General features: G+C 62.5%; 16 protein-coding genes. 9 read left to right on the forward strand and 7 right to left on the reverse strand.

The features are described 5' to 3' along the window. Positions 1 to 11 precede the first annotated feature (11 nt). The 6 genes from fliR (at position 12) to AB7951_RS07000 (ending at position 7,635) form a co-directional block, all read left to right on the forward strand. Positions 12 to 782, forward strand: a complete 771-nt coding sequence (gene fliR, locus AB7951_RS06975; RefSeq protein ID WP_120291366.1) for a flagellar biosynthetic protein FliR — start codon at positions 12 to 14, stop codon at positions 780 to 782. A 10-nt stretch (positions 783 to 792) separates the two neighbouring features. Then, on the forward strand, positions 793 to 1,866 hold the full coding sequence (flhB, locus tag AB7951_RS06980; protein ID WP_089265170.1) for a flagellar biosynthesis protein FlhB: 1,074 nt from the start codon (positions 793 to 795) through the stop codon (positions 1,864 to 1,866). A 172-nt stretch (positions 1,867 to 2,038) separates the two neighbouring features. Next, complete coding sequence (gene cckA / locus AB7951_RS06985) at positions 2,039 to 4,612, forward strand: cell cycle histidine kinase CckA (protein ID WP_120291364.1); 2,574 nt, start codon at positions 2,039 to 2,041, stop codon at positions 4,610 to 4,612. 215 nt (positions 4,613 to 4,827) lie between these two features. Then, entirely contained in the window at positions 4,828 to 5,865 is a 1,038-nt protein-coding gene (locus AB7951_RS06990) for a Tim44 domain-containing protein (protein ID WP_120291871.1), read from the forward strand. 190 nt (positions 5,866 to 6,055) lie between these two features. After that, the gene (locus tag AB7951_RS06995; RefSeq protein ID WP_439068563.1) at positions 6,056 to 6,745 is read left to right on the forward strand and encodes a lectin; all 690 of its coding nucleotides are present in this window, start codon (positions 6,056 to 6,058) and stop codon (positions 6,743 to 6,745) included. Positions 6,746 to 6,927: 182 nt separating this feature from the next. Further along, positions 6,928 to 7,635 carry a glutathione S-transferase gene (locus tag AB7951_RS07000; RefSeq protein WP_439061801.1) on the forward strand — a complete coding sequence of 236 codons (708 nt, stop codon included), beginning with the start codon at positions 6,928 to 6,930 and terminating at the stop codon, positions 7,633 to 7,635. 24 nt (positions 7,636 to 7,659) lie between these two features. Here the strand turns inward: AB7951_RS07000 and AB7951_RS07005 are convergent, their stop codons facing one another. The 3 genes from AB7951_RS07005 to AB7951_RS07015 form a co-directional block, all read right to left on the reverse strand. Next, the gene (locus AB7951_RS07005; RefSeq protein WP_120291360.1) at positions 7,660 to 8,334 is read right to left on the reverse strand and encodes a methyltransferase family protein; all 675 of its coding nucleotides are present in this window, start codon (positions 8,332 to 8,334) and stop codon (positions 7,660 to 7,662) included. Between the two features lie 104 nt (positions 8,335 to 8,438). Beyond that, entirely contained in the window at positions 8,439 to 8,609 is a 171-nt protein-coding gene (locus tag AB7951_RS07010; RefSeq protein ID WP_170849544.1) for a hypothetical protein, read from the reverse strand. Positions 8,610 to 8,766: 157 nt separating this feature from the next. Further along, a complete protein-coding gene (locus tag AB7951_RS07015) occupies positions 8,767 to 9,240 on the reverse strand; it encodes a hypothetical protein (protein WP_120291358.1) in 474 nt (157 codons plus the stop codon). 201 nt (positions 9,241 to 9,441) lie between these two features. Between AB7951_RS07015 and AB7951_RS07020 the strand changes: the two genes are divergently transcribed. Then, on the forward strand, positions 9,442 to 11,094 hold the full coding sequence (locus AB7951_RS07020) for a fumarate hydratase (protein WP_089265165.1): 1,653 nt from the start codon (positions 9,442 to 9,444) through the stop codon (positions 11,092 to 11,094). A gap of 115 nt (positions 11,095 to 11,209) precedes the next feature. Further along, complete coding sequence (locus AB7951_RS07025) at positions 11,210 to 11,884, forward strand: DUF429 domain-containing protein (protein WP_120291356.1); 675 nt, start codon at positions 11,210 to 11,212, stop codon at positions 11,882 to 11,884. A 371-nt stretch (positions 11,885 to 12,255) separates the two neighbouring features. On the opposite strand, the gene AB7951_RS07030 is transcribed toward AB7951_RS07025, so the two are convergent. After that, positions 12,256 to 13,158: a hypothetical protein gene (locus AB7951_RS07030; protein ID WP_199712096.1), complete on the reverse strand. Its 903-nt coding sequence runs from the start codon at positions 13,156 to 13,158 to the stop codon at positions 12,256 to 12,258. A 90-nt stretch (positions 13,159 to 13,248) separates the two neighbouring features. Beyond that, positions 13,249 to 14,238 carry an SH3 domain-containing protein gene (locus AB7951_RS07035; RefSeq protein ID WP_439061800.1) on the reverse strand — a complete coding sequence of 330 codons (990 nt, stop codon included), beginning with the start codon at positions 14,236 to 14,238 and terminating at the stop codon, positions 13,249 to 13,251. A 398-nt stretch (positions 14,239 to 14,636) separates the two neighbouring features. Between AB7951_RS07035 and AB7951_RS07040 the strand changes: the two genes are divergently transcribed. Beyond that, the gene (locus tag AB7951_RS07040; protein WP_120291352.1) at positions 14,637 to 15,338 is read left to right on the forward strand and encodes an Ig-like domain-containing protein; all 702 of its coding nucleotides are present in this window, start codon (positions 14,637 to 14,639) and stop codon (positions 15,336 to 15,338) included. Here the strand turns inward: AB7951_RS07040 and AB7951_RS07045 are convergent. Together AB7951_RS07045 and AB7951_RS07050 are read right to left on the reverse strand one after the other, a co-directional pair. Then, entirely contained in the window at positions 15,335 to 15,907 is a 573-nt protein-coding gene (locus AB7951_RS07045) for a septation protein IspZ (RefSeq protein WP_120291350.1), read from the reverse strand. The two genes, AB7951_RS07040 and AB7951_RS07045, sit on opposite strands and share 4 nt — an antisense overlap. A 56-nt stretch (positions 15,908 to 15,963) precedes the next feature. Continuing rightward, positions 15,964 to 16,539, reverse strand: coding sequence for a hypothetical protein (locus tag AB7951_RS07050; protein WP_093756607.1), 576 nt, complete (start codon positions 16,537 to 16,539; stop codon positions 15,964 to 15,966). Between the last annotated feature and the right edge of the window lie 41 nt (positions 16,540 to 16,580).

Genomic DNA, 16,580 nt, shown 5'->3' on the forward strand with positions numbered 1-16,580 from the left:
CACAATCCCGTATGCGCATCGATGTCTCGCTTCTGCCCGCTCTCGCCGCTGCCTTCATGCTGGCCTTCGCCCGCATCGGTACGATGGTGATGTTGATGCCGGGCTTTGGCGAAACCAACATTCCCGCACGGGCCAAGCTGTCGATCGCATTGGGACTGACCCTTCTCATGCTGCCGGCGCATCGCGGCGCCTATAACGTCGATATGGGATCGATCGTGCCGATGCTGGTTCTGCTGGTGCATGAGATCATCATCGGCGTCGTGCTCGGCGCCACCGCGCGCGTCACGCTGTCGGCGCTGCAGGTCGCCGGATCGATCATTGCGCAGCAACTCGGTCTTGGCTTCGTCACCTCGGTGGATCCGACGCAGGGTCAGCAGGGCGTGCTGATCGGCAATTTTCTCACGATGCTCGGCATCACGATGCTGTTCGCCACCGATACGCATCACCTCGTGATCGCCGCCATTAATGACAGCTACAAGGTTTTCGCGCCCGGCGAGATCATGTCGACGGGCGATGTGGCGAAGCTCGCGACCAATGCCTTCGCGGCGGCGTTCAAGATCGGCACGCAGCTTGCTGCGCCTTTCCTGGTGTTCGGCCTCGTCTTCAACATGGGGCTTGGCGTGCTGGCACGGTTGATGCCGCAGATGCAGGTCTATTTCGTCGGTGTACCGCTTTCGATCATGATCGGATTCCTGATCTTCGCCGTCGTGCTCGCAACCATGATGGGGACCTACCTCGAATACGTCACCGGCGTCATGCAACAAATGATGCCGCGGATATAGGGGCGCGCGGATGGCCGACGACGATTCCGAGAAGACACATGACCCCACGCAAAAAAAGCTCGACGATGCTCACGAACGCGGCGACGTAGCTAAAAGCCAGGAGGTCAATACCTGGTTCCTGCTGGCGGGTGCGACGCTGGTCTTGTCGACCTTCAACGGCTCGGTCGGCGGCGGCCTGCAAACGCCGCTTAAAAACCTTCTGCAAAATTCCTGGATGATACGGACGGACGGGCCCGGACTATTGCTGCTGGCCAAGAGCCTCTGCATGTCCATCTTGTCCACCATGGGCATGCCGATCCTGTTTCTCGTGATCGCCGCGCTCGCGGGCAATCTGATCCAGCACCGGCTGGTGTTTTCCACCGAAGGTCTGGTGCCCAAGTTCAGCAAGCTGTCGCCGATGGAAGGCGCCAAGCGTGTCTTCGGCAAGCAGGCGCTAGCCAATTTCCTGAAGGGCCTGTTCAAGCTCGTCCTGCTCGGCGCCGTGATGTGCGCGGTGCTGTGGCCCGAGCGTTTTCGTCTCGATGCGCTGATCCATATCGATCCGTCGGCGATCCTTGGCATCACCACATCGCTGACACTGCAGCTGATGGGTTCGGTGGTGGCGATGCTCGCCTTCGTCGCCATCGCCGACTTCTTCTTCCAGTACCGCACCTGGTACGAGAAGCTGAAGATGTCGCTGCAGGAAGTGAAGGAAGAATACAAGCAGTCCGAGGGCGACCCCCACATCAAGGGCAAGATCAAGCAGCTGCGTCAGCAGAACATGAAGAAGCGCATGATGGCAGCGGTGCCGAAGGCGTCGGTGATCATCACCAACCCGACGCACTACGCCGTGGCGCTGTCCTATGAGCGCGGTATGACCGCGCCGATCTGTGTCGCCAAGGGCGTCGACAACATCGCGCTGAAGATCAGGGAAGTTGCCGGCAAGCACGACATTCCGATCGTCGAGAACGTGCCGCTGGCGCGCGCGCTTTACGCCACCGTCGAGATCGACGAGGAAATTCCGGGCGAACACTACCATGCGGTGGCCGAAGTCATTGGCTACGTCATGGGCCTGAAGCGCGGCCTGTCCGGGCGCCCGTCATGATTCGGGGAAGCGCCTGGCAAAGGGCCGGGCAAGGGGCCGGGAACGTGTTGCGAATCGGCGGATTGGAAGCGAATAGGCCGACGCGGCGCTTGCGTAAGGCCAGCCGATTGATGCACTCAGGAGGCGCGCAAACCCGCGCTGCCGCAACTGCCAACAGGCGACGAACCGTCCGATGACTGCCGAGACCGACCACGATCGCCAATCGATGACGGCGCAGAATCCGGTTCTGCACGAGCCGGCCCGGCGCAGCGGCAGCATCGTGCTGGTGCTGCTGATTGCCGCCGCGATCATCGCCTGCGCCGTGGCATTCATGACTCTCGGCCGCGCCCAGGCGCAGCCTTATATTCTGGGCCTGCTGGCGCTGCTGGCGATGGTCGGCCTGTTCGTTTTGTTTGCCTTTGCCGCCGGTATTGTCCGCTTTGCCGATCGCACCTCCGACGATCCGATTATGCGCACCGTGGCCGATCACGCCTTTGACGGTATCGCGGTCACCGATGCGCGGGGCCATGTGGTCTATGCCAATGCTGCGTATCTCACATTGACCGGCGCGGCCTCCGCGCAGGATGCGCGGCCGGTCGAGCGCGTTTTCATCGGCAATCCCGATGTCTCCGAAGCGGTGTTTCGCCTGCTCAAGGCCGCCCGCGAGGGCAAGCGCCAGCAGGAGGAAGTCCGTGTCGCAGCGCCCGATGGCACGCATGGCCGCTGGCTGCGCATGCGCGTGCGTCCACTAGGTGAGGGCAAGCGCGAGGCCAAATCCACCGTGTGGTCGGTGGCCGATATTTCCCGCGATCGGCAACGCCAGGAAGACGTATTCCAGGAATTGCAGCACGCCATCGAATATCTGGATCACGCGCCTTGCGGCTTCTTCTCGGTCAATCCAAAGGGCGAGCTGGTCTATGTCAACGCCACACTGGCGAACTGGCTCGATCACGATCTTGCCGAGATCGGCTCCGGCGGTCTGAAGCTCACGGACATCGTCTCTGGCGACGGCGCCTCGTTGCTGACGTCGATCGTGCCGATGCCCGGCGAGGTCAAAACCGAAGTCTTCGACATCGACCTGCGCATGCGCAACGGCAAGACCATGCCGGTGCGGCTCTATCATAAGCTCGCTTTCGGCGCCGATGGGGTGCCGGGTGCATCGCGCACCCTCGTGATCTCGCGCGCGCGCGACGAGCGCTCGGATCCGCAACGCGCCGCCGAAGTGCGCTTCATGCGCTTCTTCGATCATACGCCGATGGCGATTGCGACGGTGGATCGCGACGGCACCGTGGTGCGCGGCAATGCCCGTTTCGCCAAACTGGCGCAGAGCCTCAACACATCAGGCGCGGTCAACAAGTCGATCCTGGCCGCAGTCAGCGACCGCGACCGCAACCAGCTCGTCGCGGCCATCGGCCACGCCGCCCAGGGGCAGGGCGATATCCCGCCGGTGGAAGCGCTCCTGGAAGGCGCCAAGGAACGCTGGGGACAGTTCTTCGTCACCGCTGTCGAAGAGAACGAACGCGAGACCGAAGCCGCCATCGTCTACATGCTGGAGACCACCGAGCGCCGCACGCTCGAGAACCAGGTCAACCAGGCGCAGAAGATGGACACCATCGGCCAGTTGGCCGGCGGCATCGCGCACGATTTCAACAACGTGCTCTCCGCCATCATGATGGCCAACGACTTCCTGCTGAACGCGCACAAGCCGACCGATCCGTCGTTCCAGGACATCATGCAGATCAAGCAGAACGCGACGCGCGCGGCGACGCTGGTGCGCCAGTTGCTCGCATTCTCGCGCCGCCAGACGCTGCGCCCGACCGTGCTCAATCTCGGCGATGCGCTGTCCGATATCGATCTGCTGCTGAAGCGCCTGATCGGCGAGAAGGTCAAACTCGAAGTCGTGCACGGCCGCGATCTGTGGCCGGTGAAGGTCGACATCTCGCAATTCGAGCAGGTGATCGTGAATCTCGCGGTCAATGCGCGCGACGCGATGCCGGACGGCGGCGCGTTGACTGTGCGCACTGTCAACGTCTCGGCCGAGGAAGCCGGGCGACTGTCCTATAAGGGCATGCCGCCATCGGACTATGTGCGTATCGATGTCAGCGATACCGGCACCGGTATTCCCGCCGATATCGTGGAGAAGATCTTCGAACCGTTCTTCTCCACCAAGGATGTCGGCAAGGGCACCGGCCTCGGCCTCTCCACGGTCTACGGCATCGTCAAGCAGACCGGCGGTTTCGTTTATGTCGACTCCGAGCCGGGCAAAGGCACCACGTTCCGCATCTTCCTGCCGCGCCATCATCAGGAAAAGGAAGTTGCTCCCGACCCGGCGATCGCGGCCGCCGTCGCCGCCAAGGAAGCCGCTGCCGACGCCAAGCCGCGCGCGGACCTGACCGGGCAGGGCACCATCCTGCTGGTCGAAGATGAAGAAGGCCTGCGCGCGCTGAACGCCCGCGGTTTGCGCTCGCGCGGTTATACGGTGGTCGAAGCCGGCAACGGCGTCGAAGCGATGGAGCTATTCGACGAGCAGAACGGCGCCATCGATCTCGTGGTCTCCGACGTGGTGATGCCGGAGATGGACGGACCGACGCTGCTGAAGGAGATGCGCGCCCGCAATGCGGATATTCGCATCATCTTCGTGTCAGGCTACGCCGAGGAAGCCTTCGAAAAGAGCCTGCCGGAAAACCAGCAATTCGCCTTCCTGGCCAAGCCGTTTGCGCTCAGCGCGCTGATCGCCAAGGTCAAGGAGACCATGGCGCCGAATTAACGGAGCGCCGCTGGCAATACCATCCTGCCTTCTAATGCGCATTCACCCCGCAATGCAGCATAAGTGTTTGAAAGCAAGATGACTCTTGCGCCAAAGGTTCAATGACAAGCCGCGACCGAGGGCCGCAGCGTTTACCCTCGAACGGTGCTTCCCTTTTAGGCTGGGGTAGCCATGTTAGGGGTGTTTTCCCCCTGCCGGGGATTGAGGGAATGACCATGACTTTCACGTTCAGCATGCGCGGCGTCGTCAAGACGATGGCCGTCGTCCTTTCGCTGGCGATGCCGCTCACAATTGCAATCTCCTCTGCCGACGCCCGCGTTGGCGGTGGCAGCAGCTCGGGCTCGCGCGGCAACCGCACGTTCTCGGCCCCGCCGAGCACGTCGACGGCGCCTAACGCGGCTCAGCCGTTCAACCGCACCATGCAACAGCCGGGTTCGCCCGGCATGAACAGCGCGACCACGGGCGCAGCCAGCAAGGGCGGTTTCTTCAACCGTCCGGGCATGGGCATGCTCGGCGGCCTTGCTGCCGGCTTCCTCGGCGCAGGCCTGCTCGGCATGCTGTTCGGCGGCGGTCTGTTCAGCGGCCTCGGCGGTATCTCGTCGATCATCGGCCTGCTGCTGCAGGTCGGCCTGATCATCATCGTCGTCCGCCTCGCAATGTCCTGGTGGCAGCGTCGCAACCAGACGGCGTCGGCCTATGCCGGTCCGGCTAGCTCCGCCTATACCGGCCCGGCCAATGGTCCCGACCAGAACCAGGCACACATGAACCAGGCGCAGCAGGGTTATGGCGCACAGCCGACCCAGCGCAGTGGTCTCGGTGGCTTCGGTTTCGGCGGCTCGAACAATGACAAGCCGATCGAGATCGCGCCGCAGGATTACGAAGCTTTCGAGAAGCTGCTCAGCGACGTGCAGGCCGCCTGGTCGAACGAAGATGTCGAGAAGCTCGGCAAGCTGTCGACGCCGGAAATGGTGTCGTACTTCGCCAAGGACCTCGCCGAGAACAAGGCCCGCAACGACATCAACAAGGTGTCGGATGTGAAGCTGCTGCAGGGCGACCTGGCGGAAGCCTGGCGCGAAGGCGACACCGACTATGCGAGCGTCGCAATGCGCTTCTCGCTGGTCGACAAGACGCTGGAGCGTGGCACCAATCGTCTGGTGGCTGGCAGCGAAACGCCGATCGAAGCGACCGAGATCTGGACCTTCGTGCGCCCGCGCGGGGCCGATTGGGAACTGTCGGCGATCCAGCAGGCGTAAGCCTTGCGTCATCGAAATCGGACAAGCGCCGCGGATCATTCCGCGGCGCTTTTTGTTGGCCTCATGCGTGTGCATTACCAGGCGATGATCTCAATAAGAGAGCGGGAATAATCCGCCGGATGACGTGTTGGTCAGTTGCGTCCCATCGCGACTGGCGTTGCGTGGCTACAAAAACAAATTGGAGGAATCGATGCCCACTATTCTCTCGACCATGACCCGTCTCGGCCTATGCGCCGGTGCTGTCGCCGTCTCGCTCGCAGCAACGTCGCCATCGTTCGCGCAGGGCGCGGATACCAGCTTCTTCGTCACCAGCAATGGCATCGGCAATGGCGGCAATCTCGGTGGCCTCGCCGGTGCTGACAATCACTGCCAGACGCTGGCGCAGGCTGCAGGCGCGGGCGCCAAGACATGGCGCGCTTATCTCTCGACGCAGGCCGCCGACGGCAAGCCTGCGATCAATGCCAAGGACCGGATCGGCAACGGGCCGTGGAAGAATGCCAAGGGCGTCGTCGTCGCCAAGGATGTCGCTGACCTGCACGGCGCCAGCAACAACCTCTCCAAGCAGACCTCGCTCAGCGAGAAGGGCGAGGTCATCAATGGCCGCGGCGATACGCCGAATCGCCATGACGTGCTGACCGGCTCGCAGGCCGATGGCACCGCCTTCGCCGCCGGCGAGGATCGCACCTGCAAGAACTGGACGAGCAGCACCCAGGGGGCCGCCATGGTCGGTCATATCGATCGTACGGGGCTGAACGAAGAACCGCCGTCCAAGTCATGGAACACCTCGCATCCGTCGCGCGGCCCTGATGGCGGTTGCTCGCAGAACGACCTGAAGAGCACCGGCGGTGACGGGCTGTTGTACTGCTTCGCGTCGAATTGAGTTCTATTGCGATAGACGAGCAGCAACACACTCCGCCATGGCCGGGCCTGTCCCGGCCGTGGCGCGTTTTGCGGCGGTAGCTGGACGACGGCGCGGAGTTCTCGCCGGACCCGCGCGGCGAACGAATTCCGCGGTGAGCAGTTACCCTGGCACCCCTGACGCGGCATTTGGCGAGGTTCCGCATGCGATATGAGCTGTATTACTGGCCGACGATCCAGGGCCGCGGCGAATTCGTGCGCCTGGCGCTCGAAGATGCCGGCGCGGACTACCGCGATATGGCGCGCAGCAAGGGCGGCATGGCCGCGATGACCAGGATGCTCGACAGCAAGAAAGGCATTCCGCCATTTGCGCCGCCATTCCTCAAGGCGGGCAATATGGTGATCGGCCAGACAGCGAACATCCTGTTCTATCTCGGCCCACGTCATGGCTTGGCGCCGAAGTCCGAAGCGGCGCGGCTGCAACTGCATGAGCTGCAACTGACCATCACCGATTTCATCGCCGAAGTGCACGACACCCATCACCCGATCGGCGTGTCGCTTTATTACGAGGATCAGAAAGGCCCGGCCAAAAGGCGCAGTGCCGAATTCCTGAAGGAGCGCGTGCCGAAATATCTCGGCTATTTCGAGCGGATATTGAAAGCCGGCGACGGCGCTTATGTCACCGGCCGCAAGGCGACCTATGTCGATCTGTCACTGTTCCAGGTCGTTGAAGGACTGCGCTACGCATTTCCGAAACGCATGAAAAAATTCGAACGGGAGATCCCACGCCTGATCGATTTGCATAACCGCGTGGCGGTTCGCCCGAACATCAAGGCCTATCTCGACAGCGACCGCCGCATTGCCTTCAACAAGGATGGCATCTTCCGGCACTACAAGGCGCTGGACAAATAACGCCGCGCGGCTCGCGTGGCGAGGTTACCAGAGCCCCGGACACAGACGATAGCGGACGCGCGTCGTATAGTCGGTGTAGCCGGGGAGACCGTCCCGCAAGGTATGCTCTTCGGCCGTCGTGCGCCATGCGAGCAGCACGGCCAGGATCAGCGTCAGCGCGGTACTCCACCACGAGCCAAGCCAGAGGGATGTGCCGAGGAAAAACAGGATGGCGCCGCTATACATGGGATGACGCACGAGATGATAGGGACCGGTATCGATGACGTGCTGGCCGCGGTCGCGTTGAAGCTTGATGACCGGTGCGGCGAAACTGTTTTCACGCAGTACCCAGAATGAGATTGCCATTCCCGTGAGTGCGAGTGCCGTGCCCGCCACCTGGATGCCAATTGTCATTTGCGACAGGTTGAAGCGCTGATCCAGCCCTGCGACGATCAGCCAGACCAGTGCCACGGTAAAGAACGCCACCATGAAGACGCGGTCCGCTGTGGGCTGCCCATGCTGTACCATGGGGCGCATGCGTTCTTCAAACAGTGCGGGATCGATCTGGATCAGCCACAGGCCACCGCCAAGGCCGAGCAGGATCATGAAGAGCAGAAATGACCACGCCGCCGGCCATTGCCAGGTCCCGGCGGCGGTGAACAAAACGGCGCCGATCACGCCGAACCAGACCAGCGTACGTATCACGAGGCGAGCGATCATGTCGGGCCTCCTTCGGCCCGCATCCGATACCAGATTCGCGGCAGTGATGGGGCAGGCCTCGCGTCAACGCGACCGGCGGCTGGTCTCTGTCCGACGGTGCCGAGTTAAGCGAGCTGATCGATCCGGGTGCCCTGGCCGGGCGGCAGTGCTGCGCGCGGTGGGGGCGGCGCGGTGCGGCTGTCGTTGTCGTCGTTCTTCTTCGGCTCCGGCGGCTTTGCCTCGATCGGCTTTACCTCTGCGACCGGTGGTGCGCTGCTCACGCTTGAAACGCTCATTACAAATTCCCTGTTTCACAACTCTTGCAGTCGGACAATGGGGTGTGCGCCAACAAGGAGTTGGTAAATCAGGCGCTGCAATTTGCAGCAATCGGGGCGGATCGGAAACGGTGGTAAACGCGCCGTCCAGGACTTCACTACAATTGAAACGAAATACTCATTCGTCCTTGCCGCGGGAGATCGTGATGTTCGCCGATGTTTTGTTGCGGGTGCAGCGCAGGTCGAGCCGGCGATAGCGGAGCTTGACGTCATCGCCGCGGAAAATCCCCATGCGGCCGAGACATCGCGTGGTGCCCTTCACCGTATCCGGCTTGGGGATCGTGAAGATGACGGCTGCCGCACTGGCGACGAGATCGGTGAAGGCTGGCGCCGGCTTGCGGGTCGCGGACGCCGCATAGAGCTCGTTGCTGAAATTGCGGCTGGCGCAGCCAAGTCGCAACTGCTTCGCCGCCGGATGCGACAGGTAGATCACATTGGCTGCGGTGCGCCCGACGCTGAGCCCGTCGATCTGGCTCTTGAGCTGCCGCGCGAGATCATCGCAGCGGTCGGCGCGGGCAGGCGAAGCGGCAAGGGTTATGGTGGCGAGCAGTACCACAGCCGAAAAAATGCCGCGCAGGCGGTCGATGGACATTCCAGATTCTCCTCAATCCCCGGTCGCACTGAAACGCGGGACGCCACTTTATGCAAGGCGCGGCGGGCGCAGCCGGTTACTGCTGGAACAGGGGGATTATCCCCGCGATTGCGGGCCTGTCCCCCTGTTTTGAACCCTTCAAAACTGTCCGGAAACCGCCTACAAGGGCCTCAAATTCCCTCCCTTTTTGAGGCCCCATCCATGAACGCTCCCACCGCTTTCCCTGATCCGAAGCCCGTCCCGCCCTACAAGCACACCCCGCTGTTTCCGCTGGGCGCAGACACCACCCCCTACAAGAAGGTCACCACCGAGGGCGTGCGGGTCGAGAAAGTGCTGGGTAGGGACATGCTGGTGGTGTCGCGGGATGCGCTGAAGGCGCTCTCGGAGGCCGCGTTCGGCGACATCAACCACTATCTGCGCCCCGGCCATCTGCAGCAGCTGCGCAACATCCTGGACGACAGCGAAGCCAGCCCGAATGACAAGTTCGTGGCCTTCGACTTCCTCAAGAATGCGAACATCGCCGCCGGCGGCGTGCTGCCGATGTGCCAGGACACCGGCACCGCGATCATCATGGGCAAGAAGGGCTGCAACGTCATCACCGATGGCGACGATGAGGCGGCACTCTCGGAAGGCGCCCGCGACGCCTATCTGCGCCGCAACCTGCGCTATTCGCAGGTCGCGCCGCTGACCATGTATGAAGAGAAGAACACCGCCAACAACATGCCGGCACAGTGCGAGATCTATGCCGAGGGCGATGACGCCTACAAGTTCATGTTCATGGCCAAGGGCGGCGGCTCCGCCAACAAGAGTTTTCTGTTCCAGGCGACGCCATCCGTTCTGACCAAGGATCGCCTGCTGGCCTTCCTGAAGGAAAAGATCATGACGCTGGGCACCGCCGCGTGCCCGCCGTATCACCTCGCCATCGTCATCGGCGGCACCTCCGCTGAGCTCTGCATGAAGACCGTGAAGCTCGCTTCGGCCCGCTATCTCGACGCGCTGCCGACCCAGGGCTCGCCGGATGGCAACGCCTTCCGCGATCTCGAGATGGAGCAGGAAATCCTCAAGATGACGCAGTCGTCCGGCGTCGGCGCGCAGTTCGGCGGCAAGTATTTCTGCCACGACGTTCGCGTCATCCGCCTGCCGCGCCACGGCGCGTCGCTGCCCATCGGGCTCGGCGTGTCGTGCTCGGCGGATCGCCAGGTGCTCGGCAAGATCACCAAGGACGGCGTCTATCTCGAAGAGCTCGAGCATAACCCCGCACAGTATCTGCCGCAGGTGGAGCAGGCGCTCGGCGGCGAGGTTGTGAAGATCGATCTCAATCAGCCGATGAAGGACATTCTGGCGACGCTGTCGAACTACCCAACCAAGACGCGCCTGTCGCTGACCGGCACCATGATCGTCGCGCGCGACTCGGCGCATGCCAAGCTGCGCGATCGCCTGGAGAAGGGCGAGCCGCTGCCGGATTACTTCAAGAACCACCCGGTCTATTACGCCGGCCCCGCCAAGACGCCCGAAGGCTATGCCTCCGGCGCGTTCGGCCCGACCACGGCCGGCCGCATGGATTCCTTCGTCGATCAGTTCCAGGCGGCAGGCGGCTCCATGGTGATGGTTGCCAAGGGCAATCGCGCCGTTGCGGTGCGCGAGGCCTGCAAGAAGCATGGCGGCTTCTATCTCGGCTCGATCGGCGGCTCGGCGGCAAACCTCGCCGAACACTGCATCAAGAAGGTCGAGGTGGTCGAATATCCCGAACTCGGCATGGAAGCGATCTGGCGCATCGACGTCGTGGATTTCCCGGCCTTCATCATTATCGACGACAAGGGCAACGACTTCTTCAAGGAATTGAACCTCGGTTGATGCTGCGACCTCTTGGCATCATTGCGAGCGCAGCGAAGCAATCCAGAAAGCTACAAGCGAAGACTGGATTGCTTCGTCGCAAGATGCTCCTCGCAATGACGGCTGAGAGGATGTCGTGACCTTCATTGGCCTCGATGGCTTCAGCAAAGGCTGGGTCGCCGTCACACTCGACGGCGACCACCGCTCCATCGATTTCATCAGCGATATCTCCTGGCTTGCGACGCAGCGCTTTGCCCGTGCGGCCATCGATATTCCCATGGGTCTCGGCGATGACGGTGTGCGCTGCTGCGATCAACTCGCGCGCAAGAAGCTCAGTCCGCATGGCTCACGCGTCTTTTCCGGTGGGCGCCGCTGGCTGTGGCAGGATTTCAGCGATCCCGATCTTGCCAATGCGGAAGCGGACAAACGCGGGCAGAAGAAGGTCTCGCGCCAGCTCTGGCATCTCGGACCGAAGATCATGGAGGTCGATGGCTTCGTGCTGGAGCACCGCGATCTCGATATCCGCGAAGCGCATCCTGAACTTGTCTTTCTCCGTCTGAATGGCGATGTGCCGCTGCCGTCCAAACATGCGGAGGAGGGGCTCGCGCTGCGTCGTCATCTGCTGATGGTGAACGGCTTCAGCGATCTCGACGACTGGCTGATCGGCAAGCGCACGCGCACCGGCGCAAAGCGGGATGATGTGCTCGATGCCTGTGCGGTGGCGCTGGCCGCGCGCGATTGCGTGGGCTGTGTCCCCGAAGGCGAGCCACCGCGCGACACGCAAGGCCTGCCGATGCAGATCTGGTTCTAGCAACCGGTCGTCACATGGGTTCGAGCGCAGCGATGGCCGGCAACGGCCGCCGTCCCGCTACTCCTTCCTATCGAGCCGGTCCATTTCGCGCTGAATGAACTCGCGGGGCGACATGGGGCGCTCGCTGGACGATGAGGTGCTGTTCCCGGATACCTCAGCCGATGGCTTGGTCATCCGATCAATCTGCGCCCGCAACTTCGCCGCGCGTGCGATGCTCTCTGCGGAGTTTTCATTGGGCATGGTGCATTCCCCTGTTGTCGTCGCGCAGAATACTTGTCTCCCAAATATATGCCGCCTTCGGGCAAATGAAAGGCAGTGCATGTCGGACGGCGATACCGATGCAGTCTCCCCTGCACCGGGCCGATCCGCGCCTAGCCGTCGGCCGCGGCCGGGCCGGCACGCCGTGTTGCCGACCTGCGTTGCCGGGGTTTGGGTGCCGCCACGATTTGATCGATCTGGCTCTTCCACATCCTGGCTTTCGATGCCGTGGACCGCGCACTTGCCTGCTTCACGAGCGCGGAGCCGACCAGTGCGTGCTTGGTCGCGTTTGCCCTGGCGCTCTCGGCCGTGGACAGCCGGTCGATCTGAGACCGCAGACTTCCCGCCTTGGGATCAAGCTTGCCGAGGTCGCGAAAGGCGGGCTTGGAGCCGCCGAACCAGGTCTGCTGCCACCAGTGCGAGGTGACCGGATCGACCCATGACAGATAGCCGCCTTTGAGCACTTGTCGCGGTTCTTTGATGACACCCATGAAGGAATAGCGAACGCCGGAAGCCGCCACCGGATCGAAGTAACGCGGCGTGTAGAAATCCGATACCCTCACGTTGTTGCAGGTGTAGGCGAACTCGGCAGCCTCCGACGGATCGGCGACCTCGACCAGAAAGCTCACGCGGCCCTGGTCTTTCTTGGGCGAATTTCCGGCAATCAACCTGTCACCATAGGGGTCTACAAGCATTTCGAGCGTCTCGTGCGATGCCGTCAGCGACCAGTTATCGATATCGGATGACGCGCTGATCAGCGCAAACGGCTGGCGGTCATTGTCGAGATGGATTCCGGCAGCGTCGTATCCGATGTCATCCCTCACGACCATGGGCCAGTAGCCGAGCGGCACATCCTCAAGCTTCTCGAAGGCATCGATCGTGGCCGAGATATTCCACACGGGAGCCAAGTCGCGGCTGGCCTGCTTCTGGAGCGCGGCGGCCACCCGCATCAGGTCGCTGGCGCTAATGGTCGCGGATTCCGATACGAGTGCCAGTTGCTGGATGACGCTGTCCATGGACGTTCCTCCCTCAAAATGGATTCCTCAATATGTATCTGATATAAATACAACCTAAGGTATTTTTCTCGGGCCCGCCAGTGATTTTGCTCAACTGCAATTCGTCACCTGGCTCGAGCATAGCCGTCGCCACCAGCCGCGCACGCCGTCGTGGCTCTCCACCAGTGCCCAGAAGCCGCTGCAGGCGAGAACGCGCCTAGGGCCACCGTCGGCGCTGATCTCGCTGCCACCTTCGCCTTTGGCCGGCGTCCACTGCGCGTCCACATGCGGCGCCTGGAACAGTCCGCCCATCCGCGTGTCGCCATTGGCATACTGCGCGCCGACCTTGCTGGCCGCGACCCAGCCGCGGCCGCCATAGGGCTTTGGATGATTGCGCGGATAGCTGCTCTCGTCCTCATATTCCTTGCCGGGCGGAGCTGCGCCTTCGATCAGGAACCAGCCATCCTTGAAGCCGATGATGGAAAATTCCGTCAGCCAGCCTCCGTCAGGCACGTTCTCACCTTTGCTCTTGAATTTGTAGGGCGGCGGCAGTGTGCCGAGCACCTTGGCCTTCGTCGATGGCCCGGCGCGCACATTCAATCCGTTGGGGTCGCGGTCGGTCGACCAGCCATGGATATCGCAGGGAATGGCGCCATCCGGCAGCGTGCCGCGCGTCTTCAGCAATTCGGCGTGGAGTTGGCGATATTCCGCATCGGCATGCGCAGCGCTCAGTACACGCGGGATGTTGCTGTTCAGCGTGACGTCACGCGAGCGCAGCTCGGCTGACAGGGCGGTCAGCTTGCCGTCGCTGCGCGCGAGTTTTGCGACCAGCATCTCACCGGCATCGAAGGCGCTCGCTGGCGTCTTCGGATCGTTGGCGCCAGCTGGATAGATCGCGACATATCCGACCGGCGCCTGCGGATCGGACATGTCGACATGAAACGCCTGACCGGCCACGCGGTCCGGCGGCACGAAAGCCCAGGCGCTCGCAAACCACTCCGGTGTCTCCTGCGATAGCAGCTCCGGTGGTGGCGTCAGCGGTTGCGCAAAGGCGGTGCCGGCGCAGATGAGGCCGGCGATCAGGATGGCGATTCGGGTCATGGTTTTGTGTCGCGGCGCCAGCGATTTGGTTCGACAAAACGCGACTCAGGCTTGCAGCAATCCCGCTGAATTTCGGTCCGTGCGCGGGACTCGATTCTCCGGTGACTCGCAAGGATGCAGAGGAAAAAGAAAAGCGGTGACGACTCAGGCGGCGCTGTTCCAATAGCGATCAGACTGCAGACGAATTCGAGGCCGCGCCATGTTGGATGCTCTGAAGCTGAATGTGACGGTGGTGACCTTGTTGGCCGCGGCCAGTGCCGTCAACGGGATCATGTTTTATCAGTATCTGTGACGAATTGTTCACATCGGCATGCGGCTTCTCCGCGGCCTGCTTTTGTGTTGAACCTTTTCGCCGGCCGCACGCCTTACCCCAGGGGCGGCTAACCGGAGCGTAACAGGTGAACAATTTTCATCTGGTCGTTGTTACTGCATGTGTGCTTGCAAGTCCGACCGCAGTTCGCGCCCAATCCATCATCCACTCCGAACAGACCCGCACCACGCTGGCATCATCCATCGATGCGACCGGCCGCACGACGCTCACGGCCTCCGTGACGAGCGAACGCGGCGGCGGTGTCCCCGGCGGCATTGTCCGCTTTGTCGATGAGACGACGCTCACTGTGCTTGGCTGGGTCGATGTGGCCCACCCGTCGCTGGTGGTCGAACGACTGCCGCCGGGTCCGCATCGCTTCCGCGCGGACTATATGGGGACGTCGAATTATCTGCCCGTCGTGGTGCAGCCGAGCCAGTCGGCGGTTGTGGTCGAGATCATACGGGGCACGCCGGCGGTGGCGGTGTCGTCGTCCGAGAATCCTTGTCCGTCTGGAGCGGTGGTCACGCTGACCGCCGCGATTGCCAGCGGTGACGGCGTTCCGAAGGGCGCCGTGACGTTTCGTGATGGTGAGCAGATTCTCGCAGCCCATGTCGGCCTCGACCGCGCCGGCATGGCGTCATTCACCACCTCGGCGCTGGCGGATGGCGCGCGCTGGATCACAGCCGAATATGAAGGGGACGCGGTGCACGCTCCCGCGGCCTCGGCGCGGCTGACGGTAGATGTCGGAGTGGCCCGTCTGCGAAGCTCGCAATTGCGCGCCGGCGACTAGGCGCCCATCTGCGGCGCCGTCGCTGCTGCTGCGCGCAGCTTGCGGCCGACGATCATCCGGAACACGACATACTGAATCGCGAAAGCCAGCACCTTGGCGCCAATGGCGACGACCGACACATAGAAAGCCCACAGTTTCATATCGCCGGTCATGGCCACAGCGATGACACCGGCGCCAAGCGCGAACATCAGCGCGGCCCAGGCATAGCCCGCAGCGGTCACATATTCTGGGATCGTCTCGCTGACGATGGGTGGCAGGTAGCGCAGCATCCAGCCCTTGCGCAGCATGATCGCGCCGATGGCGAAATGTCCGATGCTGGGCTTGGCCAGCACGAAGCGTGGATCCTTGGTCAGTAGCGTCGCGCCGCCGAGGACGACCACCAGCCCGAGACTGGCATAGGTCATTACATCAAGCCTTGAGCCCTTGACGCGGGCATAGACGAACTGTGCGACGGCCCCCGCGATCGCCACGCAGGTTGCCAGCAGGACGTCGCCGGTGACGAGGTAGAGTACCAGGAAGACGATGGTGGAGAAAAAATCCTGGCCAAGTTTGGCGAATACGTCCTTCATCGCAGTGCTCCCAATGCAGTCGAGATGGTCAGGCGTCGATTTGCAGGCGAAATGGATCAGGGCTTCAGCGGTTCAGCCGGTTTCACTGCACCATATTTCGCGCGACGATACTGTGGGTACCATTTGGTGAAGGCAACGGCAGAGTTGCGCGCGGCAAAGGCCACCGCAAAGCCGATCCACAGTGGCAGCGAGGGCATGTAGATGATCAGCATGTCCGCCACCAGCATCAGCACAAATGCGCCGGCCCAGGCCCAGGTGAGGATGTAGTTCGCCTTCATGAAGCCGGGCAGCTTCGAGGTTTCGGCGTCGACCATCTCGCGGGCATATTGCAGCGTGAAGGGCAGGCGGATCGCCAGCGACAGCAGCACGATTGAGAGCAGGCCGACATCGACGGCGAGGCGGACGGCCACCGCGCTCCAATTGCCGTCGACCAGCGTGATGTAGCAGCCGAGCGCGCTGAAGATCAGCACCGAGCCTGCTGCGAGCATCTTCAGCGAGCCGCCGCGGATCACGTCCCAGACCACGATGCCGAGCGACAGCGCGGCTGCGGCGAAGAGGCTGATCGCGACCGATGACACCATCATCAGGATGGCGAAAGCACCGAACGGGGCGATGATGAGAAAGGAAGCCATGGCGTTTCCAGTTCGGGCTATCTTGACGTTTGTGAAGGTGC

It is taken from the genome of Tardiphaga sp. 285_C5_N1_2 (genome assembly GCF_052076065.1).
Classification (GTDB): domain Bacteria; phylum Pseudomonadota; class Alphaproteobacteria; order Rhizobiales; family Xanthobacteraceae; genus Tardiphaga; species Tardiphaga robiniae.